Source organism: Faecalicatena contorta, assembly GCF_001404335.1.
Taxonomy (GTDB): domain Bacteria; phylum Bacillota; class Clostridia; order Lachnospirales; family Lachnospiraceae; genus Faecalicatena; species Faecalicatena contortus_B.
In genome coordinates, this window is record NZ_CYZU01000006.1 from 86850 (window position 1) to 111971 (window position 25122).

Consider the following 25122-nt stretch of genomic DNA (forward strand, 5'->3'; position numbering starts at 1 on the left):
CTTTCTTAAACCTCTCCAAACTTGGTCGTCATCAGTTTATACAGTTCCGTATTATGCGGGAATTTGTTGACAAACGGTACAAGGGAACTGCCTACCTTTAAAAGTCCCTGGCCTGCGCCTACATTGGTGATATAGCCCATCTGAAGGTCAGAGATGTTCAAAAGCTTGGCAAGCTCAATCCTGTCCGTAGACGCCTGATTGAGCATGATGATAAATTCAGAGTTGGCAAGCATTGTCCTTGCGGTATGGCTCTGCAAAAGATCGTCCACATTCTGTGTGATACCGGTACAGTATGCACCATATTTACGCACACGCTTCCAGAGGGTAAAGAGGAAGTTTGCCGAGTATTCATGCTGGAACAGCAGATAGATTTCATCAATGAAAATGAACGTGTTCCTGCCCTTGGCTCTGTTCTGCGTAATGCGGTTTAGAATACTGTCCAGGACAACCAGCATACCGATCGGCTGCAACTGTTTGCCCAGATCCAGAATGTCATAGCAGATCAGACGGCTGTGGGTATCCACATTGGTGTTCTTGGCAAAGGTGTTCAGGCTGCCATCGGTAAACAGCTCAATGGCAAGAGCGATTTCCTGCGCCTCCGGCTCATTCTGTTTGAGCAGTTCTTCACGGAAGTCCTGTAAAGTAGGCGGGACACCCTGATAATTTCCCTGCTGATAGTGGCGGTAAACACTGGCCGTACAGCGGTCGATAATGGATTTCTGTTTTGCCCCCAGACTTGCACCGCCAATGAGCTGTTCACAGAGAGACAAAATAAACTCCGATTTCAGAATGACCGGGTTTGCGCCGTCACCGTAATCGGAGTTCATATCCATTGCATTGATGTGGTTTTCACTGGTCGCAGAAATGTGGATTACTTCGCCCTGCATGGCTTTTACCAGTGGAGAATATTCTCGCTCAGGGTCGATAATAATAACATCCGCATTGGGATCTGTGAGGATGATATTGGTCATTTCTTCTTTTGCCGTAAAGGATTTACCTGCACCAGACACACCGAGAATAAAGGAGTTTCCGTTGAGCAGGTGGCGGCGGTTGGCAATAATCATGTTCTTGCTGATCACATTCTGCCCGTAATATACACCGTCCTTGTGGTAGATCTCCTGCACCCTGAACGGGATAAATACGGCAAGGCTCTCCGTTGTCAGCGTGCGCAGGGCATCGATCTTACGCACACCAAACGGCAGCGCCGTGTTCAGTCCGTCCATCTGCTGATATTTCAGCACCGCAAACTGACACAAATGCTTTCTGGCAGCGGTCAGCAGGGCTTCCGTATCGCTGTCCAGCTGCTCTTTGGTTTCAGCGGTATGCACCATTGTCAGCACCGCAAACATCATCCGCTGGTCACGGGTTGTCAGGTCGTCCAGAAATTCCTTACTTTCCTTGCGCTGCTGCTCAAGGTCATACGGGACAACTGCGGAGAAGTTATTATTCTGATTCTGTTTTCTCTGCCAGTTCGTAATATTGGTTTCAACACCGAGCAGTCGGTTTTCCACTTCCCGCACAGCTTCATCCGCGGGAACCGGGACAACGTCAATCGACAGCATCATATTTCGATTCAGCTCACAAAGCTCCGCTACCATGCTGTCTTTGATATAAGCAGCGTATTCTCTAAGGAAGATCACACGCCCGTATCGATCTCCCATACGGAAGCAGTCCTTTTCAAACTCAAAGGTGTCCGGGCAGATAAAGTCTTTGAAATCATGGCCTTTGCGCATACTCTGTACCATATCGAAGGTAAAAGCGGTTTCTTCGCCGGTACGGTAGAAGTCGTGGAAGATACGGAGTTTTTCTTCCGCTTCCAGTTCCACGCATCGTGCGCCCAGGCGGGAAAAATGAGTGACAAGGTCGGCACCCACACGGGCAAAATAGTTCCGTGCTTCTTCGATATTCTTTTTGCACACAGAAATAGTCACATATTTGTCCTGCACGATAGAGTTTGCTCCGGTTGCCTTATCCAGCAGCATCTTGTTGTACTCCTTACGGTACTTATCCAGACCGTCCTCTGCCATGGGGATCAGGATGGTCTGCTCAAAATCCACCCGGTTCAGACGGCGGTTATTGATGGTGAGCTTTGTGGTAGCGCCGCTGTCAAAAGCATTGAGCAGTTCGGAGTATTCCAAAAACATGGCTTCCTTGTCCTCACGGCTGGCCACGGCATAATTGATGTCCTCAAATTTAAAGGTCTTTGCATATTTGTTCCTGCCGACAAGGAAAATGCCATCTTCCCAGATGGTATAAATGGGAATGACATTCTGTACCGACTTAGGCACGACGAATTTTTCCTTATCCTGCTTGAACAGGGTTCTCAGGGTCTTGATCATGCTGCACCTCCTTTATTCTTTTTCGCTTTCTTCTTATTCTGTTTTTGCTCCTTTGGCTCTTTTCGTCTCTGTTTTTTGGGAACAACGGGAAGTCCTTTTTCTCTGGCCTCGATGCTGGACTTCATGGCTTCGTAATAAAGATTGTCTGGACGGAACATCAGTTTCTTGGGCATCAGAAATTCGGATTTAAACCATGCCCAGACAAACTGTTCTGCGGTCATACCGTTATATTTGATAAAGCCCATCGCCGCAAAGGGGAATGCCCCTAAAATACATACCCAGCTAAGGGTTTCCATGCCAAAGTATGGGCGGAGAAGAAAATACAAGCCTACCGCAACGCCGCAGGCAAGGACAGAAAAAATGAACTGCCTTAACGACAGTCCGAAAAACATACTTTCCGTATAGTTACGGATTTCTTTATTGATCTTTACTTCCAAAATGGATACCTCCTTTATAAGCCCATCATTTCCCGTACAACACGGTCAGCCATTTTGATCGCACCGACTAAGACGAGCATATTGAATACCAGTTCCCCGATGTAGCTCCATACCATAGATACCGCTGCCGCATCCGGGTTGACTGCCGGTGGAGCCGCTGCAAACAGGGAAAAGATGATGCAGGCAAGCACAATGATCGCTCCTTCCAGGCAGACAGCGGCATAACTTTTGATGAAGCTCTTGCCAACACTCTGACTCGGTTCCCCTGCAAAAGTGGAAAGAGGGATGGGAGCAATCGCCGTATAGAGATACAGTTTAAAAAATCTGCCATAGACAGACATAATCATAATGAACGACAGTATCGTAATAAACAGACCGCCGATCAATGTGACTGCCCAGAGGGGGATACTCTCAAAAAAGCCACAGTCCTCAACGGCTGTAACGATTTCCTGTGGCAGTACCGTTTGTGTGGCAGAGCCAAACCCAGCGGCATTCATGATCGTGGAAACCACACCCTGAATGATATTAAAGAGAGCCATCATCAACTCTAAACCATAGGTGACGACTCCTTTTGCAAGGGCGAAACGGATAAACAGCTTTAAAGCATGTTCCGGCTTTTTGACTTCTGCAAAATTGCCGCAGGTACGCATGACACCAACGACAAAGAACAGCACCAGCAGGGCAAGCCCGATTGCCTGTAGTGCGCCGTGGATATTCAGGATAACAGACCATATCGTACCGCCTTTGAACTGCTCCGGTGACTGGGTAATAAGCTGCCATATCTCGGCTAACTTTTCATTCCATGTATTCAGGGCATTTTCAAGATTTTGTACGACCCAGTTATCAGACACATAAACCACCTCCTGTTTTCTCTGCATAACTGCTGATTTCAACATCACTTACAACTTCGTTGCCCCACACATCCCAACCATCTGTTTTTTGGCGGGCAAACAATTCCAATCGCGGCAGGTCGCCCATCAGCTCAACGATTTTCTCTCGGACTTCATCCGGTTTCTGACTATGATCACGCAAAGGGCTGATGATAAACTGATGAGTACGTTTTGATTGTCTGCGAGGTTTTCCTTTTGTGGCGAACAGGCAGATTTCCGCATTTCCTCTTGTCCAAAATCCAAGACCGAAGAACCATCCTTTTCCACTTTTGTTCTGTTTTAGCCAAACAAATGCAACTGTTTTATATTGAAAGCCCCATGCTTTTATTACCTTTAAGGCTTCGGGTAATTGAGGAAATGTCGCCCATAAAAACAGGACACAATGTTGATCGGCCACTTCTGCCACTTTCAACTTACAGATTTCTTCGATGCTCATGGTGCGGTAATGATGTTCTGCTGCTCCAGAAAGATTTTTCTGGTTGTAGCGCCACGGTGGATCGGCGTAGATGATGCCATATTTTTTTATATTCTCGATAAATTCAACCTCCTTTCTTGTCATAAAACAGACAGTGGGAGCATTTCTGCCGCAGCAGATCTGCTCCCATTGTCTTGTTTCGTCCGTTATCTTAGCCTGTGATCAGGGTAAGGATCTCCTTTGCAAAGGTAATGACTACGCCGCCCGCAAGAGTCAGGAATCCATTCGCTCTCTGGGACGGATCATGAGATTTCAGAGAAAGGCCGATCTGTACGATACCAAAGCCGAGCATGATCATACCCACAGCCCTGACCAGTCCGAAAATAAAGTCGGAGAGGTTGTTGACTACGGTAATGGGATCGTTGGCGGCAAATGCCGTTGTGGTAAAACAGGTCATACAGAGCACTGCACCTGCATACGCCATCAACGCTCTTTTGGTCTTTCTGCTCATCGGCAGCTTCACGGTTTCTTTCTTCTGGGTATCCTTCTTGCTAAAAAATTTCATAGATAAATCCTCCTTTAGATGTTAAACATTTCTTCCAAATCCTCATCGGACAGAAGTTCATAAGTTGTGTTGACAGATGCAATGCTTACGGCATTTTCTGGAATTTCACTGTCAAACACGAGCGTAGCGACAGCCTGGGTCGGCTCTCCGTGGATATACGGCGGCTGGCCGCCATCCACCGTCAGCTTCACATTCGGGTGCTTCAGGATGTCGTACTTCAGATCCATAACCGGACGCTCCCCACGGATAAACAGCAGTGCATAACGGTTATCCAGCATACGCACCTCATCCGGGGTCATCAGTTCACGTCCTGAAATCTGATAGTTGGTCGAATAGTTTCCGCTGCGCCCGGAGCTTTTTCCATAGGTGTTCGTGTCAATGGTTTCCTTACCTAAAAGCTCGGACACATATTTGTGGGTACTTTGTTCGTTGCCGCCCAGATACAAAAATTCATCGCAGTTTCCCACAATGCTTTCCCATTGCTTTTCAAAGAGTGCTTTCAGCTGTGCCAGATTCTGAAGAATGATGCTGACGGATACGCCACGGGAGCGCATCACAGAAAGGATCTTGTCAAAATCATCCGGCAGGCTCACGTTGGCAAACTCGTCCATGATGAAATGGCAGTGGACAGGCAGGCTGCCGCCGTACTTGTGGTCGGCAAGATAGAAGAGTTGCTGGAAAAGCTGCGTATAAAGGATACTGACAAGGAAGTTAAAGCTCGTATCGTTGTCTGGTATCAGAGCGAACAAAGCAACTTTCTTTTCGCCCAAAGAGGGCAGGTCAAGCTCATCCGTAGCTGTCAAACCGGCAAGGCTCTCCAGATTGAATTTTTCAAGCCTTGCGGCAAGGGTGATCTGAATGCTCTTTAAGGTCTTAGCCGAACCGGAGTGATAATCCCTGTAATACTTCAGGGCGATATGCTCCGGGTTATCCAGTTCCAGCCGGTCAAACAGTTCATCCAGAGGACTGACATAACTGTCATCATCTTCCCGGACTTCACCAGCCCGTAAAAGCTCCATGACCATTGGGAAGTTCTGCTCTTCGGGCGGTGCTTCGTATTTCAGATAGAACACCAGTGCCAGAAGCAGCATACTGGCCGCTGTATCCCAGAAGGGATCTTGTGACTGTGCGCCTTTGGGAGTGGTTGCTTTAAATAGATTAGTCACCAGTCTTTGCACATCGTTGTCATTCCTAAGATAAACAAAAGGATTGTAACAATGGCTTCGGTGCATATTGATCAGATCAAGGACACGCACTTCATAGCCTTTCTTTTCGAACAGGCCGCCAATGTCACGGACAATTTCTCCTTTCGGATCGAGGATCACGAAAGAGGTATTGCACTGCATGGCATTGGGCTTACAGAAAAATCTTGTTTTTCCTGCGCCGGAACCGCCGCATACTAAAATGTTCAGGTTTCTGCGGTGTTTTCTGCCATCCAGGCCAATACGGACATTCTGTGTCAGCAGCTTATTTGCGGACGGATCTTTATCCCGGTACTTTTTATTCAAAGCCCCGGTGTTGCCCCATTTTGCCGAGCCATGCTCCTCCCGTCTGCGGTAGTTCCTGCGGGTAGAGAAATAAATGCCGATTCCCATTGCATAAGCAAGCAAAAAAAGAAGGACAGTTTTTAAGCTGTCCTCACACATCCTGATTGCAAAAGGGTGGCTCATTGCCACGGGTAATCCGTTGACGATCTCTACCATGCCTCCACTGACATAGGGTGCTGTCAGCAGAGCAAACCATACGACAGGAACAATCCCGCAGACAGAAAGGATGATGCTCGTTTTCCGGCTGTTATCGTTCCTCATGACACTTACAGGGAATCACCCTGACTTTCTTTGTCGGGGCATTGGCTACCTTGTCGATCAGTTCATCCACAGGCTCGGTGGGGCGTTCCTCCTGTATCTGCCGTGTCCGCAAGGTATTTAAGGCATTGATCACGATATTTCTGTCGTACTTATCCAGTGCGATATGGTATCGTTCTTCTTTCATAGGCTCTACCTCCGATTAGCGTTCCTGCTCCTTGTTCTTAGGCGGTCTGTTCTTTTCCAGGCTCTTAAACATGTCGCTCTGGATTTCTCCCAGAACATCACGCATGGAGTTAAGTTCGCCTTTGAACACCTGCGTATCCATTTCCGAAAATTCTCCCGGAAGCCGGTCGAAACTGAACCCTCTGGTATCTACGCCATAGCGTTCACTGACCATATAGGCGACACAGAAGGATTTGAAATCGGAAGCATCACGGCTTTCATTGTGTTTGAAGTCAAAGACCGCTGCAGAAACTTCCTTTGCCATGCTCACAAAAAGCTGTTCTTCGGAAAGACCGGTCTTAATAAAAATCGTCTGCTGCTTACTATCGTAGTAGGCAGGCATTTCCAGATCGTCAACCGGAACAAAGGGAACCGGGCTTGCATCAATCAGGGCAGAAACAAGCTCCCGCATGGTTTTCGCATCTGGTGCCTGTACTTTTCCTGCCGCAGAGGTTTCAGAAATGTCATAAACAATCTTTGCATTATAGCCGACTGCCTTTGAACCATCCTCACGGGTATACTCCTTACCCGGTTCGAGAATCACAATCTTGTGTGCATCCTTGTTGACATAGATCCGATTCTGCTTCCATGTGCTGTAATCTTTCAGCTGCACTGCATCGGGTTTCTGGGCAGATACCAAAATGGCATTGGCAACCGAGTATCGGTCAAAACGGCTCTGCACATCCAGGTACTGGCGGAAGCTGTCGCCGTTTGTCATCATTTCCGCACAGGTACTGTCAATCAGCTCATAGGCTTCCTTTCGCTGTGCCTGCTTCTGGGCAGCCCATTCCGCTTTATCAAACGGTTTACTGCCGCCGTTAAATACATCATAAATACTCATTATCATTTACCTCGTTTCTTTGGATTTGGGTTTCTTTTTCCGCCTTGGCGGCTGTTTATGCTCTGTTTTTCCTGCTGGCGATTTCTTTGCTTTGTCGGAAGCAGAGCTTTTGTCCAGGGAAGGGGAAGTCTCCGCTTCCTTCTCCTTACGGCTCTCTTTGATTTTCCGCAGTTCCTCTCTGACAGAAGGTTTTTCCTTAGTCATAGTAGCCCCCTCTGCGGACTTCTTTGGCTGCTCTAAGATAGGCTCGGACTGAGGGGATTTTTCGGTCTTTGCCACTGAGGGGTTTTCCGGGGCATGTTCCACCTTCTGAACCGGCGCACCCATCAGTGCGTCAAGAAGTTTATCTTTCTCTGCCTTTTCCTGTACTCCGATGTCTGGCTCCGGCTGGCCGTCCTTCGTATCTTTGGACTTTTCTTTTTCCGTCACAATAGAAGCCGTGCTTTCCGATGCCAGTTTGAAGCGCTCCGCAATACGGCTGATCTTGGATGCATCCTCCGCACGGGCGATCACATCTACCTCGGCATTTGGATCTTTGTTTTTTCGGTCAGCAAGCACACAGTAGAGCACACCGTATTTCTTGGCTTCCTGTGTGAACTTCTTCAAATCACCATTCTTGACGGTAAAGACTTTCAGTTCCTTTCCAGAGCGCAGCATGTTGGTGAGTCTTGCCTTGCCTTTGGTTTTCTTTTCTTCTTTGAGAATCGAATACAAAAGGATCGCAATGTTTTTCGCACCAGCACCGGTAATCCTGGCGGCGACTTCAAATCCCTCCAAGCTCATTCGGACGATCTGTTCTGCCGCTTCGCCGCTTGTGTTCATTCGTCATCAGCTCCTTTCTTTGCTGTTCTTCATCCGCCCGTATGGTTTTCAGCTTTTCCTTGAGGGTATCGTTACGGGCCTCGATCCCCTCGCACAGTTTCACCTCCTTTCGGATTTCTCGCAATCGTTTGGAAAGATCGGAAAGCTGTGACCGTATCGCTTCCTTTTCTTCACCGCCCATCTTGCGGGATTGAGAATAAAGTCCCTTGCGCTTTTGAAGCAGGGCAGCCATTTCCGTTTCCAAAGATTCCTTATAAGAACAAAGCTGCTCTACCGTATCAATGCGATTCCGGCAAAGCAGCCTTGTTTCCTGCGATATAGCTTCCATCTTCATCAGGTCATCCTTTAAAAGATAATGAAGCCTTGCATAATTCTGTTTTCTGTTTTTCGGAAGAATACCGAGCTTGTAGCAATAATGCAGATACAGCCCCCGCAGCCCGCCGATTTTCTTTGCTCCATTCAGAGTTCCTTTCAGGCGGTACACCGGGATTGGTTTTTGCGGCCCGGCAAACCGGGAAAACTTAACGGCATAGGAATTTTCCCGGATGCGCTCCATAATCCTCTCGTTGGTATAATCTTCTCCCAGCTTGTAAAGCCGCTTGGGGCGCTTCCCTCCTTTCCCTATGATCGTCCAGTATTTTCGGTTCGGATCAAATCGGACATGGTATCCCATTTCCGCCATCTGACGATCAAAGTCTTTCAGGGTAAAGGACTTGCTGATCGCTTCATCCACTGCCTGCCTTGCCACGTTGTCCCGTGTGGGCATCCCATTCTTTTCCGCCTGATAAAGCGCATAGGGTTTCTTTCTGCCGCTTGGATGTTCTATGACCGAAAGGGCATATTCCCGGCACAGCTCATCGGAACGCTGGCGAAGCAATCGAAGATTGGCTTTGTTGTCGTGGTAATGTTTCCCGTCCATAAAAGAAACCGAGTTCACAACAAAGTGATTGTGCAGGCAATCCGTATTCAGATGAGTAGCAACGATTACCTGAAATCTGTCGCCCCACATCCGCTGGGCAAGTCTGACACCGATTTCGTGTGCCTGTTTGGGCGTGACCTCTCCCGATTTAAAACTCTGGAACCCGTGATAGCAGATGATCTCACTTTCATCATTCCACTGTTCTTTGGCGATCATCATTTCCTCTCTGGCAGAGGCAGGGTCACAGTTGACACCCGTGACAAAAAAACGCTGCTCCGTCTTATCCTGATTGGTCGCATATTCCATCACATCCACCAAAGCCTGAAGGTCTGTTCCCGAATAATTGGGATTGGCAGTCTTTTCCGGGTTTTCAGCGTAGTCAATCGGATGGTCAAGCCTGCCCCGTACATCCCAGATCTCACAGACTGCCATTATCCTGATTGCCTTTGGGGAAGCAGATATTTTTTTCGGACATCCACCTGAAACTCATGCCACTTCTTTGCTTCCTGTGAAAGCATAGGGGCGTCCACAAATCCCAAGGCATTGGCTTTTGCGGCAAGCTGGTTGATACGGTTGCCGATAGCAGACAGTTCCCGCATGATCTTATAAAATTCAGGATCAGGCTTTTCACAAAGTCGGTAGCCCTTGACCATTTCCCGCAGGAACGCTTCTTTGGAGCGGCCGGATTTTTTTACAAGCTCATAGAGATACTGTGCTTCTTCCTCATTCAGACGAAACAGGATCTGTACGCTTCGGTTTCTCATTTTCCACATCCTTTCTGGCATAGAGCCGGTTGATCTGCAGGCAGCACATCAGTACAACGCCGAAAATTCCGCCCATGGTAAACGCAATAAATTCACTCATTCTTAAACTCCTTTCCTTTGCCGGGGTATTAGGGGCTGCCCCCCTAACAAGCGAATTTGGCATCCAGAAGATTTCTGGATAACCAAATTCAGTGCTTGGTAAGACATCACTCTTCGCACTCGTCCTCGTACACACATTCTCCGCAAACGGAACAGAAGTACGGGCAGCCCGAACAGCAGTCGTCCTCATCCGTTTCTTCCTCGACCGATTCTTCAAGACCGTCCTCCCGGTCTACGGTGACGACAGCTTCACCGCCAATGAAATCCTCATCCGAAAAGTCGATCAGGTCAGTGTCAAACAGGATGGTTTCTGTCTTTTCTTTTACCTGTTCCGGGGTTTCCGCATAAACGGAAATGGTCTTTTGATAGTGTCCAGTCAGAGTAACCTTAAATTTTTTCAATGAATTTTCCTCGCTTTCTTTGTTCAATTTAATTTCAATGCCGTGGTGTTTCCTTCTGCAAATCAGTGGACAATCAACGGGCATCCCTCCTTTCATGGCTCCGATTTGGCCTTGCAATTCCTAAATAGGACAATAAAAAATCGTTGAAATCCTTGCCAACAGGCGGGGGATCATCAACGATCTGGTAGTCTTTCTGCAACAATTCTTTTAAGGCGGCAGTACAGAGCCTGCCTGTTTTGTCATTGTCCAGATGCAGAAAAATGGTCTTTACTTGTGGATTTACCTTCAAAAAAGTGGAGAGGGCAATGGGGATTTTGCTGTCTTTTATCTCTTTCTTTGGCTGATATACACCCGAAAGAGAAAGCAGATTTTCTTTTTTGTAGTCCTTACCTTCACATTTGAGCAGGGTCGCATAGGAGAGTAAATCAATGGCTGCTTCAAACAGATGCACCGACTGGCAAGGCTCTCTTGCCAGAAGGCGAAAAGAGTACCGCTTGTCACTTCCCGATGCATCGCCCTTAAAGGAGCTGGCCATCGTACCACGATAGGCTGCATACTTAGGGGTTCCGCTTTCATCCTTGCCGATAAAAACAACATTGTGATACCTGGCACTTTCATAAATCGTACCGTCTGCAATGCACTCCTGAATGATCTGAAAATCAATGCCACGTCCGAAAAGATACTGGGTCACTCGGTCACAGTTTTTATTCCTGGGTGGCAGAAGAAGCACCTTGGGTTCCTCTTTGGGTGCAGAAACAGGCGGCGGACTCCAACTTGCGGTAATACCTGCCAGAGCTTCCACGGCTTCTACAAAGCTGTATTCCTTGACTTTGATCAGATAGTCCAGGGCAGAAACACCGCCAAAACCTCTTGACCACCAGTACCATTTGCCATTGGAAATCTTCAGACTGTCGTGTTCTCTGGTACAGTAAACATTCCTCGCCACATGCTTCAGATTGTCTGGTTCATACCTCTGCAAGTAGGAAAGCAAGTCCATCTGCCGTGCCTGCTCAATCACAGCAGGGTCAAGCTGTACATAGGATCTGTTACTTTTCATTCAATACAATCACCTCCTGAAATAGAAAAAGCCGAGGGATTTTCGTAATGAAAACCTCTCGGCTATGTAAAAATCTCATCTAATAATCGTAGTAACTTGCCATTTCTGCTTCATAATCCTTAATTGCACTTAACATACTGTCAACAGCATCCAGGAAATTACATAATTCCACAAAGCAGGATGATACATTTTCTATATCTAATGTCCTTTCTTTCGAAAAGTATATCTGTAACTTTTTATTGCATGGATACCTAAACAAATCAGAACTTTGATCAAAATCATGAAATGCCTGAATATACTTTGTTGTATCATTTAATGTTGTATCATCGTTTGGTGCATTTGAATATTTGTCAACTTCATCAACAATACTATTCCAAAGTCCCAGAATGCTATGCTTTTTCCGTTGCAGTATTTTTAATGCTCTTGTCCTATCTATGTGGCTGTCTTCAATAATTATCCTTTTTAACCCAAGCTCAACTGCATTGCGATACATATAGCACATTGGCATGAATAATTCTTTTTTATTGTCATTCAAGATCTTTTCTCTCAAAAAATTTCCTACTTTTTCATACGACGAATAATAGGGATAAAAAGAATGTTGGGCAAATTTATAGCCTACAACACTTTGCTGATAATAATGTCCTCCCTCAATAATTAGTTTTGGGGAGTATGCCTCGTATTCTTGTTCTGAAAAGCATCCTGTTTTATACATCTCACTTAAAACATTATAAGCTTTGTTCATATTATCATGAGTTGCTACCAAAGAAATGTGGGTCTGCCTATCGAATAATACATTTAAGTTATTACCGAAAGGGTATCGAAACATATCTGATTCTTTATCAATACGAGAAATATCCGCTAAATATTTCCGTAACCAATTAGCATTGGCATTATTTGTTTCTTCTAAATTTTTTAATTGCAATAGTTTATCATACCCTTGCTTGAGGTCGTGACGAACATCTCCAATGATTCGCTTTCTATCTTGGTCAGATATAACAAGCTTAAATATATTTGCTTTCAAAAGAAGTTCTATGCTTTGCCTGTACAAATAAACCATAGCAAAATACCACAAATCAAGTTTTGCTATATCACCTCTTTCAGCTGCTTCTTCACCCAAATAATGAATTACGCTCTCTGCCGCATAAAAAAAATCTTCTGCATATTTATTAAAATCATCTGCCAAATCGCCACTGTTTAATAATGTTATTGGAAATGGGCAGTTTTTATCTATATGATATAATGACATATTGGGACGAATCCATTTGAAATCATAATCCACACTTATATCTCCTAATACATAAAATCCTATTATTTACCACAACAGCGTTTGTATTTTTTTCCACTACCACAAGGACAAGGTTCGTTTCTTCCGATTTTCTTTTTTTTGTGCTGTTGCTCATCCATTCTTATTTTACTTGCAACAAAGCTTGGAGCAATCCCCCTTTGTATAAAATCGACTTTTCTTAAATTATATACTAACTCTAACACATAAAACATTATGCGGAAATTTTCTATACATAAATCCGCAAAGTCTATTAAATACAAATCAACAGACTTGTTTCTGTCATTAAAAGTAATCAATTGTGTTTCATAGTCAATATCACTATCAAAATGTTGAATAGCGTTTCTAACTCGATTATTCAAACTATTAATAGGTTTGCTAAATGGTTCTTTTTCGTCTATATACCCATTTTTCAGTTTATTCCCATTAGATTCCTTAATAAAATCTTGGTATAACTTACCATTTACACACTTTGTTGAATCATTCCGAACAAAAATGTTATTCAGACCTAAAATCAATTTAAGATTATCAAATATCCATTCATAACTCTTGGCATAAAAATCTGTCAGCTCATCGAAATTAGCGGTCATGATACCCAGCTGATTTTTATCAACATTTCCAAGGCAATCTCCATTTTTAAGAGCTATTACGGGAATCAATTGCTCGTATACTTTAGCAAATAACTCAATTAGTTTAAAGCCCTTTTTTTCAATAGTATTTAAATCAACCTTGCCACTGTCAATAAATGCACTAATCTGGTTAAAACGACTTCTATCCCCAATTACTAATTTCCCTATTTTTGTATATTCGCCTAAAGTATCTTTTCCGATAATAATTGATATGCCTGTTGTGGTTAGTAAAAGCTGGTGCAAAGCTACTGCCGCATCAAAATTGTTCTTTACTTCTGAAAAGGGAATGTAAGGGTACTGTTTAATCGTATTCGTAACCCTTTCAAAAAGTATCCTATCTTGGTCATTCCAAAACAATTCAAAATTTTGTTTCATCTCACTCAAGCCAGACTTAACAAAATTAGCAAAATCCATGGTTTTTTGGGTTTCCTCTATTGCCTTTTCTTCGCCTCCATAAAGAAAAAAATTTCGCATATATGGAGATAATTCAATTTCATCTATTTTTTTGTGAATTGCTTTTCTGGTAGGGAATTCTGCTGATAATTCAACTGAATAAAATTCCTTATCATCACATTTTATAATATCAGCATTCTCTACATTGATATTATTATCTTCTACAAAAACTTTTCCAGATATTGTTGAATGACACTTAGGGCAATGAACATGAAAGGGAATATCAAATAATCCCATCTGAATGCGAAGGTTTATCCTCATTTTACAAGCATTACACTGAATAAACACATTATTAACCATATTTTACCTCCTTCCCATTTTTATAATTATAGCAATTTTCTGATATTTTTTCTATAACTTATATCTATATGCTCCTATATGTAAAAGACGATATCAGCTCCTTGCCAATATCGCCTTTTTCAATCAGACTGTTATAAAATTCCTGCTTTTTTCAGATACCCAACGCTATCGTAGCAGCCACGGAAGTAAACCGTCTGCATTTCAATATCTGTAAGATTGTTTCTTAGCTCCATAACCTTGATCAGAGCCGCACATTCCTGCTGGGATAATTCCGCTGCGGTTTCGGTATCAACAGCCTCCAGCACTTTGGGATATTGTTGAAATATCGCTTCCATCTGTTCCTGAATGGCACGGTAGTCCTCATTGCTTTCCGGCAGTTTCGCAATCACGGAGCTTAGATATTCACGAAAGATATTGCTGTGGGTATCTACAAAGGTTTCAAATCTGAACTCGTCAGACACCGCTCTCACCTCCGATAGTTTCAATTCTACACTTATTATACTGCCCATATTTATGCAATACAAATGTGCAAAAAGGGAATTTATCTCTCCCGGCTTGCGCATTTTCTTTCGGGCGGTTCCTCACTTTGCTCCGGCTCTGCATCAAGCACAGCGGGATCTTTCTGATCTAAATTCAGCTCGATGTTGAGGGCATTGAGCCGTTCTGATTTCTCTTTCAGTTCATCTTCAAAGCCAAACGGCTTTTCCACCTCAATTTTAGCGGTTTCAAGCTGTTCCATCGTTTCTGCTTTTTTGATTTTTGCGGCTTCCAGTTTTGCAGGAATTTTCGCAAGCTCATTTTCAATTCGGGTCAGGTTACCCAGTGGATCAGTACCTAAATCTACTTTGTGCTTTGCCTTTCCGCAAAGATATAAACAGTAATGGGCATTGAAGGTATCATAGAAAACTTCCAGTTTGAACCCACGATAGCTGCCGATTTCCGCAGGCTCTGCCATCGGATATTCTTTACAAACCGCAAGAAGCATCTCTCCTGCGGCTGCTTTCTCCGTATAAGTGATTCCTTTTACGGTCATCGGACAGAACTTTTCTTCACCCTGCGGCTGATGCTGCCGGGCAAGGGAAGCATCGGCTTCATAGCAGACAATCCGCTGTTCACATTCCTTAATGGTCTGCGGGAAATATTTCAGTATCCTGTCCTCAAGGTCGTAATGCTCGGATAGATAGCTTTGTTTCAGCACTTTGAGCTTGGAAACCTGAATGTCTAAGTCCATTTTTTCCTTGAAACGCTCGTCCCCTGTGGCAAGCATTTTGACTTCCGCAAAGGAAAGGGCCACCTCATCCACATCTTCCGCAGAGCGGACAGGACTTTTGCTGGTCATGATCTGGGAGATAAATTTCTGCTTCGATTCCACCAGCTGATAGAGATAAGCATCAAAGGTCTGCTCCGTCACATAACGGTAAACCTGAACTTCCGGGAACATGTTTCCCTGGCGCTCAATACGTCCCTGGCGCTGTTCCAGATCGGATGGACGCCACGGGCAATCCAGATTATGAATGGCAATGAGTCTGTCCTGTACATTGGTACCTGCGCCCATCTTAGGGGTTGAACCCAGCAGCACACGGACTTCGCCGCTTCTGACCTTTGCAAACAGTTCCTTTTTCTGTGCGTCACTGGTAGCTTCATGGATAAACCGTATCTGTTCGGCAGGGATGCCACGGGCGATCAGCTTTTCCCGGATGTCATCATAGACATTAAAAGTCCCGTCATTTTTCGGGGTAGACAGGTCGCAGAACACCAGCTGGGTTGCTTTCGTATCCGCATATTCTTCCCAAATACGATACACGTTGTCCACACAGGCATTCACCTTGCTGTTGGGATCATCCGGCAACATGGGGTCGATCATCCTCTGGTCAAGGGCAAGTTTTCGACCATCGTTGGTAATCTTGAGCATGTTGTCCACATTCGGCTCCACAAGCCTTGCACGGACTTTTTCTGCTCGTTTGGCAAGAGAAGCGACCAGTTCCGTCTGGATTTCACTTGGCTTGGTCTTGATGTTGTGGTACTTGACCGTCGGAACAGGGAGCTTCAGCATATCGGCGGTTTGAATATCCGCCACCTCCCGGAACATCAGCATCAGCTCCGGCAGGTTGAAAAACTTGGCAAAGCGGGTTTTCGCCCGGTAATTGGTTCCCTCCGGAGCCAGCTCCAGAGCGGTGACTGTCTCACCAAAGGTGGATGCCCAGCTGTCAAAATGCTGCAAACCATTCCGTAAAAGCGCATCATACTGCAAGTAGCGCTGTACCGAATACAGCTCGACCATGGAGTTGCTGATCGGGGTTCCCGTGGCAAAGATCGTTCCCCGGTTGCCTGTGATTTCATCCAGATAGCGGCACTTCATAAAAAGGTCGCTGGATTTCTGGGCTTCCGTCTGGGCGATCCCGCCTACATTTCGCATCTTGGTATAAAGATACAGGTTCTTATAAAAATGGCTCTCATCAATAAAGAGCCTGTCGATGCCGAGCTGTTCAAAATCAATAACTGTATCCTTTCGCTTGGTGTCATTGAGCTTATCCAGTTTTGCCTGAATCGCCTTTCTGGTTTTCATCAGCTGCTTGACCGTGAACTGTTCGCCTTTGCTTGCCTTCACATCATCAATCCCACGCTCAATGTCATCGAGCTGGCGCTGAAGCTGTTCTCTCTGCCGCTCAATACTCATAGGGATTTTCTCAAACTGACTATGCCCGATAATGACCGCATCGTAATCGCCGGTGGCAATGCGGGAACAGAACTTTTTCCGGTTGCCCGTCTCAAAATCCTGCCTGCGGGTTACAAGGATATTGGCACTTGGGTACAGCCTGAGATACTCGGAAGCCCATTGCCCCACAAGATGATTGGGAACAACGAACATCGACTTATTGCATAATCCAAGGCGTTTGCTTTCCTGTGCCGCAGCAACCATTTCAAAGGTCTTTCCTGCGCCCACCTTGTGGGCAAGGAGTGTGTTGCCGCCATACAGGATATGGGCAATGGCATTGACCTGATGGGGCCGGAGTGTGATCTCCGGGCTGATACCGCCAAATACGATATGGCTTCCGTCATACTCACGGGGGCGGACGGAATTGAACGTGTCGTTGTAATACCGCACCAGTCGGCTCCTGCGTGCCGGGTCTTTCCAGATCCAATCCTGAAATGCCTGTTTGATTGCTTCCTGCTTTGCCTGCGCTGCCGTGGTTTCTTTGGCATTGAATACGGCTTTTTTATTTCCGTTTTCATCATACACATAATCAAAAATACGGGTATCACGCAGGTTTAAGGTGTCCTCAATAATACGATAGGCGGAAGCCCTTTTTGTACCATAGGTGCTGTCCGCCTTGACATTTCCGAAATCGGAGCTCTTATTTTCAATAAACCAGTCGCCATTCATTGGGGTGTAGCGCACTCGGATTCTTCCTGCCGCATAGCTGGAAGGGGTAAGAAGCTCCATAACAAACCGCTGAATATCCTCCTGCGGTATCCAGGTGGTACCCAGACGGACGGAGATTTCTGCCGCTGACAGGTCTTTGGGGATCACCTGCTTTAAGGCTTCTACATTGATTTCATACGCTGGATCTTCCTTTGCCGCAGCCTGTGCGCTTAAAAGTTTTGTCCGCACATTGCCGGACAGATATTCGTCAGCAGTCACATATTTTGCCGGTTCCGAAACAGGGATACGGAAGATCACGCCCTGCAAATCCTGTACCAGTTCCTCCTGGGGTTTGCCTGTAAGCTGCTCCATATAAGGCAGGTCAACAAGCGCTTTTTCCCCAATCGAAAGGGCAAGGGCTTCACTGGCCGTTTCCACAGAAGTAACTTCCCGGTGGGGCTTGATCGTCCGCTTCGTGAACATATCTGCTTTTCGTTTGAAATTGCCCTCATCATCCAGCACTTCCAAAGAGCATAACAGGAAGTAGCTTTCGTCTGATGCAAAGGCCAGATAGTTGCCACGGCTGTTGATCAGCCCGTATTTTTGGGAAAACGCATCGTACAGCCGGTTCAGGTTTTCCTGTTCGGTGCGTATCATTTCTTCTGGATAATCCTCCGTCTGATACTCGATGAGCTTTCTGACACAGTCACGGATCTGGATCAATCCCTTGATGCGGCTCTCTGCGGTCATAGATACTGTGGCCGGGGTCATGCGGTCATTTTCCCGGAAGTAGACTTTTCCATCCACCATGGTAAAGGAAAAATTGCGCACATTTGTGTCGGCAGGAACAGAAGCGTCCGGCTCATCCGAGATTTCATCAATCCCTTTTTCATACTCCGGGATTTCTCCCTGAATGTTCTGGACAGCTTTGCTTAACAGGTCTGCAAGTGGAATGTCTTTGTATGCCTTACAGACAGAGTCAAAACCAAAACGGGTACTTTCCATTTTCATTTCGCCCAGGATCATTTCCGGGTGCTGTACAAAATAGCGGTTCATCGTGATCCCGTTCTCATCGGTATCCAGGTGTACCCAATCCGGTTCCACATCTGCAATGCGGTCACGCTTTTGCAAAAAGAGGATGTCACTGGTGACTTCTGTCCCTGCATTGGCACGGAACGTATTGTTCGGCAGGCGGATGGCTCCTAAAAGTTCCGCCCTTTGTGCGATATATTTCCGCACCTCCGGGCTTGTTTTGTCCATCGTTCCCTTGGAAGTGATAAAGGCCACTACGCCGCCGCTGCGGACTTTATCCAATGCTTTCGCAAAGAAATAATCGTGGATCAGGAATTTCTGGGCGTTGTAACGGCTGTCATTGACCTTAAAATCGCCAAACGGCACATTGCCGACAACGACATCAAAGTGGTCATCGGGAAGCCTCGTCTGCTCAAATCCCTCAATGGCAATGCTGGCTTTCTGGTAAAGCTGCTTTGCAATTCTTCCCGTAAGAGAGTCGATTTCTACACCGTGAAGCGTTGAGCCTGCCATACCATCCGGGATCAGGCCAAAGAAATTGCCGGTTCCGCAGGACGGTTCCAAAATCGTACCGCCGGAAAATCCCATATGGTCAAGTGCTTCGTACATGGCTTTGATGACAACCGGCGGGGTATAGAACGCTGTCAGAGTGGACTCCATAGCTGCCCGGTATTCTTCCGGGGAGAGGCTGGCGTTCAGCTCCTTAAATTCTTCTGCCCAGGCAGCATTGTTCTCGTCAAAGGCCATGGATAGGCCGCCCCAGCCAACATAACGGGCAAGGACTTCCTGTTCTTCGGGTGTAGCAAGACGATTTTCCAGTTCCAGCTCATGGAGCAGATGGATGGCTGCCATGTTGTTTCTGAATTTTTCTTTTGCACCGCCGACACCTAAAGTATCTTCCGTAATCCGATAATTGTGCCGGTCAGAAGAAGGCGCAGCGGATTTGTCTGTGTGTTCTTCCGAGGAAAGCTCTGGCTGTGGCTGCTCCAAAAGCCTGCGGATATAACTGATTTTTTCCACACGATTGATCGGGAAACCAACATGGTTCTGGAACGTGATGTCACGCATAGACACATCACCGCTGATTTCTCCTACACGTTCAATCCGGTATCTTCGGTTGTCGATCACGATTTCCTTACCGATCAGGTCGGAAGAATCCTGTGAAACTCCATCTTGTTCTTTTTCTTCCTGTCTGGCAATGGGCTGCAATTCAGCAATAAGCTGTCTGCAGATCTCTTTTTGTTCTTCATCCTCCAATTCTTCCTGCCACTGCGTCAGCTGTTCCACATAACTTTGCACATGCGCCGGATCAGCTAAATCTGCCTCGATTTTCTGAATAGCATCCTCTTTGGTTTCTCCAACTTCCAAGGTGTCCTGATACTCATATGGATCAACTTCCTCAATGAAGTCCACCAAACGCCCGGCAAGGCTTGTATTCTTGTCCTCCGGGACACGGAACCAGTCATTTTCGGTTGACATGATTTCCGCAAAGAGCTTCTCGTCCTCTGGCGTCAGCGTCTTATGCTGTTCCAGATAGGGAAGGAATACATCTCGTCCCCATTGCAGGCTCTCTAGTTTCTCACGATAGAAATCCTCGCCCTGTTTCTTCCATTCGGGAATAAATGGACAGTTGGGGGAAAGGGAGTATTCATAGAAGTTTTTGATATGGGCAATCAGATCGCCCTCGCCATCTCCAATGTCAAAGCGTCCCTCATAGTGAAAATCCTCGCCGCCGATAGTGGCCGTAATCTCAAAATCGGTCTTGTGATACCATCCAACATGATTTTCTTCCGCCTGTCTTTCCCGGTGCTGCTTCTCGTCCAAAACACCCAGAAGATAATTGCCAAGGGCAAAGCTCAGGTCGGTGTATCGATCCTTCAGTTCCCGGTCATAAAAGGCGGGGTGTTCTGAAAAGCCAATAGAAAATACCAGACGGTCAGGCTTTGTTTCGGCAGGTGTTTCCTTGTCCTGCATTTCTGTAATGATGACCTTCAGGTGGTCATTGGCAGGATTTTCACGGAGCTTTTCTTCAAAATCCGTCCGGCTCATTTCTTTCCCGAACAGGGGAAATTCAGGATTTTGAAGGGATACAGCAGTTTCATCAAAGGCAGATACTTCATATTTATCTGCTCCCAGATACACCGTATCTCCCTCGTGATAGAGGTAGCGGACAGGGTGAAGTTCCAGAAGTTCCTGGGAAAAGCGCCATGCATTGCTCCGGCTGTAAACGCTGACAGTCTGCCTCTGCACTTTCGTCAGAAAATCAAGCAGCTGCTGGACAGTGGCAGGCTCTGAAAGAAGCTGCTCCATCTGTTCGGCAGGAACATCGGCAAGATCGGCACGATCCACTTCTTTGAGCAGATCCTTTTCGTAATGATCCAGATCACGGATAAAATCAGACAGCCGCAAAGAAAGGGTATCTCTCTTATCCGCAGGCGGAAGCTCACGGTGAGCATCAATAAAACGCTGCCTTGCCATTTTCCGCTGTGCATCAATTTCATACTGGGGAGCTTCCACACTTTCCAGGAATTCAGGATAGTGGTCTTTTTCCTTGGCATTGAAATAGCGGTCATTTTGAATCAGTTCCCTGATCCGTTTTTCTACTTTTGACCACGAAAGTACAAGGTCGGGGTTGGTATAGGAACCATGCTTTTCAATTCCGATCCCTTTACTGTCATGCCATGTCCCGCCCTGTGTCCCATCGGGATAACTGTGCGTACCGCCGCCGGTGCCGTACTCATTTTTAAGAAAGGCAATGTTGGCTTTCTTATCCTCATGCTTCTGAAATTGACGGTAGATACGGTACTTGCCATTTTCAAAGCCGCTTCCTCTTACCAGGACAGAGTCAATATCTTCCTGTGAAACAGAAAAAGCAGAGGATTTTTCGTCCTCTGCTTCTGCAATCTGTTCGATTTGTTCCTCTACGGTAGGAAGATTGGCTATGACTTCTTCTTCATTGGCTGTGCTTAGCGGTAGATCAGCTCGTTCAGGATCAGCTCCTCCGCCTGACTGCGAATGTTGTTCATCATTCCCACCCACTGCATCGGTGCTTTCTCTTTCAGTTCCTCCGTCACGCCCTGCTCGGCTGACAGCTGCTTCGTCAGAAGCTCCAGCCTCTGGAGCGCTGTCTGTTCCGTCTGGTACAGATGCTCGTTCAGCCTGCCCTGTGTCAGAAGGTTGAGATAGGTCACTCTCTTGTGCTGCTCCAGATAATCCCGGTGCATCAATGCGTATCTGCCAAGCGGAAGTTCTGGCTCTGTCGGTAATGTCAGGTCGGGAATAAGATAATCCCCCTGACGGGTATATGTGATGTTCTCCATGATTATTGCTCCTTTCGGGTTGTTTTCTGCTTCTATCATACGAAGATTGTGTTTCCTGCGCAAAGGTGCGGGATTGTGTTTTTTCTGCCACCTGCACATCCCGGATCGTTTGTGAGATTTCCCGGAGTGCCATTTCCGCAATGTCACTTGTTGCAATACCAAGGGCGTTAATAGTGGCAGGGGTATTAAAGTTCACAATGTCCTGAAAATCCTCACGTTCAAAGTATTCGCCCGTATCCAGACCACAGCGGCTGACCAGCATAAATGCCACACTGTTTACGGCCAGCCGCTGGTACATGACCTCAATATTCAAATCGTCCAGTTCTTCTAAGAAACTGTCCGCTGTCACATCTTTGAGCTGTGAAAGATAGTCCTGCAGATGATCTTCCACGGCATTTTTCGCTGTTTCCATCAGGGCAGAGGCAAGATCGGTACTTTCCAGTTCTCCAAACCTGTCAGAAAGCCGTTCCATCACAGGCTGCTCGTATCGGGTTTCCATCTGCCATATCGGAACAGGACGGCTGCCGTAATAACCTTCGTGTGTGTCTGACACATCAAAGTAATATTTCAGGGTATTCCTGCGGCCTTTGGGGTCAAATACCGCAATCCCTTTGCTGTCTTTATTTACCCAGCGCCGGAACTGTTTGTTCCAGGTTTCAAGCTGTGCCACGGCAACCGCATCCGGGCGCTGGGCAAAGATTAAGAGCTGTTCGTCAAAGCGGCATTTGTAATTCCGGCAGGCAGCGGCAAGAAAGTTCTGCCATGTCTGCGGGTTCTTAGCTACCGCAATTTCTGTGCGCCGATACAGCTCGGTAATCAGCTGATACTTTGCAGCCATTTCATTTCCACCTCCTTATTGATTTTCAGGATTATTCCTTGTCCTCTCCGTCAAAAAGGAAATCACCCTGTTTGCTTTTATGCTTTTCTGCAATTCATTGATGAGCGCAATATCCGCCACGGTAATGCCCTGGATAGAGAGAATATCGTCCATCGTCATGGCGGAGATTGCTTTTTCATCGGTAAAACCAGCGTCCAGAATCTTATTGATGACTTTGACCGCTTTCTGGTTGATCGCCATTATCTATCCTCCTTATCGTTCATATTCTTTATGCCTGACGGTTTTATGTGGTGGTTCCTGGGGTTTGGGTTCATAAGTGTGGCCGTTTCTTTCCATACGCTCGGCAAATTCACAAATGTGATAGATATTTCCGTCGATCTCTGTATGGTATTCATCAATAAAGCGGCAGGAACGTTCCGCAGTTTCGCCCCATGATAAATGAAGAATAATTTTCCCTCCGTCAGGAATACGGAACAATTCTTTGTAATGCGGATCAATAAATCGAATCCCTTGTGCTACTTTCTCCATATGTCTGTCCAGCCATTCTTTCACATAACAGTACCAATAGAAGTTATAGTCACCCTTTGTCGGATTGCACCGGAATAAAAAGGCATATTTCTCCGTGTCCATCCGAAACCCATATTCTGTGCAGTAATTTCCCTGCAAAGCACTTGAAGGATAGCTCTTTGCGAAAGCCTTCATATCATATCGGTTATGCAATAATCCGTGATTTTCCCGCAGGGTATTCACTACTTCATCAAGCTCATTCTTAAATTCTTCTGATTTCCATTGCGGTCTGGTATCAAACCATATGGTATAGAAACCATATCCAGAGTCAGCAAAATCGCCCCGCAAATGGCCAATATTGCCGGTCTGTCCGCTGATTTGAGAACTCTGTGAATACACATAATTTTGTTCAGCCGCAGTTAATGGTCTGATTTCCATATCAACGTTCCTCCCGGCTGTGTTTCGCTTTTTGCTCTTTCTGGATAGTTTTCAAGGCATCCTTGGCCCATTGGGGCATACGCTCCGGCTTGATCTCACCAAGGACATCATACCGTTCCCAGCGGCTATGCTCGCCGGTAGCAAGGCAGGTACCAAAGACTGCCTGACCTCTGCCGCCGGTGGCACCGTTTCCGCCTTCCGCAAGTACAAGCTGGTAAGCAGCGTGCTGATATTCGTATCGCTTCGGTTCTGCATTGATCACAACCACCTTGCCCACAATGCTTTTATTCCTCATGTCAGGAATACAGTCAGCGACTGTAAAGGGGGTAGGGTTAAACTTGAATTTTTCCTGTTCGGCTCGTGTCTGTTCGATCTGTGTCTGCACACGATCACAAAAAATCTGCATAGCTTCCAGATAATCCTCTGTGCCTACGGCGTCGGTTGGCCATGGTGCGGAAAACGGATTATTGTAATCGCAGTAGCAGACTACATAGGGATGTTCCGCCCGTTTATCGACACAGAAAACAACTTCTTTCTTTCCGATGTGGATACTCTGTTCCACAGCATAGTTGCCGATCATCCTTTTCTCGTCATTCATCAGCATCATCCTTTCTTTGTTTTTTCCTGTTCTGCTCGTCTAAGATTTTTCGGATACAGACATCGCAGAAAATCATTGACCTGTCCTTATATCGGGGATAGGGGCAGGTCGTACAGTCATATTTCTTCTTTTTACCGTTCACGGTCATCACCGCTTTTCTGCTTTGGGGAAGAAGGGTTGTTGTAAGGCAGACGGCATTCCGTCTGATACCGCTCATTCAGTTTCTCCCTCGCCGCAGAAAGTTCATTGACATAGCAGCCCCAGAAATAATCCGTTCCGTTTTTGCAATACCAGCAGACATACGGATTCGAGGCTTTCGGGTTATGGCCGATCACCAATTCCGTACTCCCGATGGTACAGCTTTCCATGATCTCATAACCGGCATTGATGCGCTTTTCTTCATTCATAGGCAGACCTCACGATTCTTTCGCATAGCTGCGATAATCTTTTTCTCCTTTGGCACGGACACGGCGCACATGGCTGCTCCCAGCAAGCTCCGGGTGCTTTGCCTGAAGTTTTCTCCGTATCCTGCATACGCTCTCAAAACTCGGCAAGCCAAGATATTTGTACTGCGTCATGACCTCAGCCAGAGGCATCGCCCCGGCATCTTTCAGATAGGCATTGCACACCTTCAGGTAGAGCAGCATATCATCATCCCTGGTTTCCTCGTCTTTTTTCAGGATGGCTTTGATCTTGCCCTCCATGGTTTTCAGATTTTCCATTGGATACCTCCATAAAGGAAAGGAGCGGCATGTTTTGCCGCCCCTCCACGATCACTTCTT

The 25122-nt window shown here is 46.2% G+C and carries 23 protein-coding genes and 1 pseudogene; all 24 read right to left on the minus strand.

Features of this window, described 5'->3' with window-relative positions; genetic code table 11:
* Positions 1 to 5 precede the first annotated feature (5 nt).
* The 24 genes and pseudogenes from ARB69_RS04675 to ARB69_RS04780 all read right to left on the minus strand — a co-directional run bounded on the left by ARB69_RS04675 (position 6) and on the right by ARB69_RS04780 (position 25062).
* Positions 6 to 2339 carry a VirB4-like conjugal transfer ATPase, CD1110 family gene (locus tag ARB69_RS04675; protein ID WP_055151447.1) on the minus strand — a complete coding sequence of 778 codons (2334 nt, stop codon included), beginning with the start codon at positions 2337 to 2339 and terminating at the stop codon, positions 6 to 8.
* On the minus strand, positions 2336 to 2776 hold the full coding sequence (locus ARB69_RS04680; RefSeq protein WP_032512173.1) for a PrgI family protein: 441 nt from the start codon (positions 2774 to 2776) through the stop codon (positions 2336 to 2338). The genes ARB69_RS04675 and ARB69_RS04680 overlap by 4 nt, the downstream gene beginning before the upstream one ends.
* 14 nt (positions 2777 to 2790) lie before the next feature.
* Entirely contained in the window at positions 2791 to 3627 is an 837-nt protein-coding gene (locus tag ARB69_RS04685; protein ID WP_003433227.1) for a hypothetical protein, read from the minus strand.
* Positions 3620 to 4225, minus strand: coding sequence for an MT-A70 family methyltransferase (locus ARB69_RS04690; protein WP_003433225.1), 606 nt, complete (start codon positions 4223 to 4225; stop codon positions 3620 to 3622). Before ARB69_RS04690 ends, ARB69_RS04685 begins: the two co-directional genes overlap by 8 nt.
* A gap of 67 nt (positions 4226 to 4292) precedes the next feature.
* Positions 4293 to 4646 carry a hypothetical protein gene (locus ARB69_RS04695; RefSeq protein WP_003433223.1) on the minus strand — a complete coding sequence of 118 codons (354 nt, stop codon included), beginning with the start codon at positions 4644 to 4646 and terminating at the stop codon, positions 4293 to 4295.
* Positions 4647 to 4660: 14 nt separating this feature from the next.
* Positions 4661 to 6454, minus strand: a complete 1794-nt coding sequence (locus ARB69_RS04700; RefSeq protein ID WP_055151449.1) for a VirD4-like conjugal transfer protein, CD1115 family — start codon at positions 6452 to 6454, stop codon at positions 4661 to 4663.
* Complete coding sequence (locus tag ARB69_RS04705; protein WP_002607873.1) at positions 6441 to 6638, minus strand: hypothetical protein; 198 nt, start codon at positions 6636 to 6638, stop codon at positions 6441 to 6443. The genes ARB69_RS04700 and ARB69_RS04705 overlap by 14 nt, the downstream gene beginning before the upstream one ends.
* Before the next feature lie 15 nt (positions 6639 to 6653).
* Complete coding sequence (locus tag ARB69_RS04710; protein WP_055151496.1) at positions 6654 to 7517, minus strand: hypothetical protein; 864 nt, start codon at positions 7515 to 7517, stop codon at positions 6654 to 6656.
* A 6-nt stretch (positions 7518 to 7523) separates the two neighbouring features.
* A complete protein-coding gene (locus tag ARB69_RS04715) occupies positions 7524 to 8339 on the minus strand; it encodes a PcfB family protein (protein WP_055151450.1) in 816 nt (271 codons plus the stop codon).
* Positions 8281 to 9690, minus strand: coding sequence for a relaxase/mobilization nuclease domain-containing protein (locus ARB69_RS04720; RefSeq protein WP_055151452.1), 1410 nt, complete (start codon positions 9688 to 9690; stop codon positions 8281 to 8283). The genes ARB69_RS04715 and ARB69_RS04720 overlap by 59 nt, the downstream gene beginning before the upstream one ends.
* Positions 9690 to 10022: a plasmid mobilization protein gene (locus tag ARB69_RS04725; RefSeq protein ID WP_032512172.1), complete on the minus strand. Its 333-nt coding sequence runs from the start codon at positions 10020 to 10022 to the stop codon at positions 9690 to 9692. The genes ARB69_RS04720 and ARB69_RS04725 overlap by 1 nt, the downstream gene beginning before the upstream one ends.
* Positions 9982 to 10122, minus strand: coding sequence for a DUF3789 domain-containing protein (locus ARB69_RS26610; RefSeq protein WP_148484482.1), 141 nt, complete (start codon positions 10120 to 10122; stop codon positions 9982 to 9984). The genes ARB69_RS04725 and ARB69_RS26610 overlap by 41 nt, the downstream gene beginning before the upstream one ends.
* Before the next feature lie 106 nt (positions 10123 to 10228).
* Entirely contained in the window at positions 10229 to 10522 is a 294-nt protein-coding gene (locus ARB69_RS04730; RefSeq protein ID WP_002607879.1) for a hypothetical protein, read from the minus strand.
* A 73-nt stretch (positions 10523 to 10595) separates the two neighbouring features.
* Positions 10596 to 11579 carry a DUF3991 and TOPRIM domain-containing protein gene (locus ARB69_RS04735; RefSeq protein WP_003433207.1) on the minus strand — a complete coding sequence of 328 codons (984 nt, stop codon included), beginning with the start codon at positions 11577 to 11579 and terminating at the stop codon, positions 10596 to 10598.
* A 79-nt stretch (positions 11580 to 11658) separates the two neighbouring features.
* Positions 11659 to 12858: a hypothetical protein gene (locus ARB69_RS04740; protein ID WP_003433206.1), complete on the minus strand. Its 1200-nt coding sequence runs from the start codon at positions 12856 to 12858 to the stop codon at positions 11659 to 11661.
* Between the two features lie 29 nt (positions 12859 to 12887).
* Positions 12888 to 12965 (minus strand): annotated as a pseudogene (locus tag ARB69_RS28215) (SEC-C metal-binding domain-containing protein); the annotation flags it as partial.
* Between the two features lie 1409 nt (positions 12966 to 14374).
* Positions 14375 to 14704 (minus strand): DUF6664 family protein, encoded by a 330-nt coding sequence (locus tag ARB69_RS04750; protein ID WP_032512170.1) that lies wholly within the window; start codon positions 14702 to 14704, stop codon positions 14375 to 14377.
* Positions 14705 to 14784: 80 nt separating this feature from the next.
* The gene (locus ARB69_RS04755) at positions 14785 to 21117 is read right to left on the minus strand and encodes an LPD25 domain-containing protein (RefSeq protein ID WP_334291932.1); all 6333 of its coding nucleotides are present in this window, start codon (positions 21115 to 21117) and stop codon (positions 14785 to 14787) included.
* Between the two features lie 488 nt (positions 21118 to 21605).
* A complete protein-coding gene (locus ARB69_RS28220; RefSeq protein WP_334291931.1) occupies positions 21606 to 22058 on the minus strand; it encodes a TnpV protein in 453 nt (150 codons plus the stop codon).
* Between the two features lie 754 nt (positions 22059 to 22812).
* Positions 22813 to 23037 (minus strand): hypothetical protein, encoded by a 225-nt coding sequence (locus tag ARB69_RS04760; RefSeq protein WP_003433202.1) that lies wholly within the window; start codon positions 23035 to 23037, stop codon positions 22813 to 22815.
* 12 nt (positions 23038 to 23049) lie between these two features.
* Positions 23050 to 23742, minus strand: coding sequence for a hypothetical protein (locus ARB69_RS04765; RefSeq protein ID WP_055151457.1), 693 nt, complete (start codon positions 23740 to 23742; stop codon positions 23050 to 23052).
* A gap of 1 nt (position 23743) precedes the next feature.
* Entirely contained in the window at positions 23744 to 24340 is a 597-nt protein-coding gene (locus tag ARB69_RS04770) for a hypothetical protein (protein ID WP_002607885.1), read from the minus strand.
* 131 nt (positions 24341 to 24471) lie between these two features.
* Entirely contained in the window at positions 24472 to 24747 is a 276-nt protein-coding gene (locus ARB69_RS04775) for a hypothetical protein (protein WP_055151459.1), read from the minus strand.
* A gap of 9 nt (positions 24748 to 24756) precedes the next feature.
* The gene (locus tag ARB69_RS04780; RefSeq protein WP_002607887.1) at positions 24757 to 25062 is read right to left on the minus strand and encodes a hypothetical protein; all 306 of its coding nucleotides are present in this window, start codon (positions 25060 to 25062) and stop codon (positions 24757 to 24759) included.
* Between the last annotated feature and the right edge of the window lie 60 nt (positions 25063 to 25122).

Excerpts from the sequence above, each read along its gene's own strand:
- ARB69_RS04735 (WP_003433207.1), bottom strand. The coding sequence starts at position 11,579 with ATGAAAAGTAACAGATCCTATGTACAGCTTGACCCTGCTGTGATTGAG.
- ARB69_RS04755 (WP_334291932.1), bottom strand. The coding sequence starts at position 21,117 with ATGGCAAGGCAGCGTTTTATTGATGCTCACCGTGAGCTTCCGCCTGCG.
- ARB69_RS04690 (WP_003433225.1), bottom strand. The coding sequence starts at position 4,225 with ATGACAAGAAAGGAGGTTGAATTTATCGAGAATATAAAAAAATATGGC.
- ARB69_RS04715 (WP_055151450.1), bottom strand. The coding sequence starts at position 8,339 with ATGAACACAAGCGGCGAAGCGGCAGAACAGATCGTCCGAATGAGCTTG.
- ARB69_RS04760 (WP_003433202.1), bottom strand. The coding sequence starts at position 23,037 with ATGGCGATCAACCAGAAAGCGGTCAAAGTCATCAATAAGATTCTGGAC.
- ARB69_RS04705 (WP_002607873.1), bottom strand. The coding sequence starts at position 6,638 with ATGAAAGAAGAACGATACCATATCGCACTGGATAAGTACGACAGAAAT.
- ARB69_RS04780 (WP_002607887.1), bottom strand. The coding sequence starts at position 25,062 with ATGGAAAATCTGAAAACCATGGAGGGCAAGATCAAAGCCATCCTGAAA.
- ARB69_RS04775 (WP_055151459.1), bottom strand. The coding sequence starts at position 24,747 with ATGAATGAAGAAAAGCGCATCAATGCCGGTTATGAGATCATGGAAAGC.
- ARB69_RS04725 (WP_032512172.1), bottom strand. The coding sequence starts at position 10,022 with ATGAGAAACCGAAGCGTACAGATCCTGTTTCGTCTGAATGAGGAAGAA.
- ARB69_RS04695 (WP_003433223.1), bottom strand. The coding sequence starts at position 4,646 with ATGAAATTTTTTAGCAAGAAGGATACCCAGAAGAAAGAAACCGTGAAG.
- ARB69_RS26610 (WP_148484482.1), bottom strand. The coding sequence starts at position 10,122 with ATGAGTGAATTTATTGCGTTTACCATGGGCGGAATTTTCGGCGTTGTA.
- ARB69_RS28220 (WP_334291931.1), bottom strand. The coding sequence starts at position 22,058 with ATGTGCAGGTGGCAGAAAAAACACAATCCCGCACCTTTGCGCAGGAAA.
- ARB69_RS04710 (WP_055151496.1), bottom strand. The coding sequence starts at position 7,517 with ATGAGTATTTATGATGTATTTAACGGCGGCAGTAAACCGTTTGATAAA.
- ARB69_RS04720 (WP_055151452.1), bottom strand. The coding sequence starts at position 9,690 with ATGGCAGTCTGTGAGATCTGGGATGTACGGGGCAGGCTTGACCATCCG.
- ARB69_RS04700 (WP_055151449.1), bottom strand. The coding sequence starts at position 6,454 with ATGAGGAACGATAACAGCCGGAAAACGAGCATCATCCTTTCTGTCTGC.
- ARB69_RS04675 (WP_055151447.1), bottom strand. The coding sequence starts at position 2,339 with ATGATCAAGACCCTGAGAACCCTGTTCAAGCAGGATAAGGAAAAATTC.
- ARB69_RS04770 (WP_002607885.1), bottom strand. The coding sequence starts at position 24,340 with ATGAATGACGAGAAAAGGATGATCGGCAACTATGCTGTGGAACAGAGT.
- ARB69_RS04765 (WP_055151457.1), bottom strand. The coding sequence starts at position 23,742 with ATGGAAATCAGACCATTAACTGCGGCTGAACAAAATTATGTGTATTCA.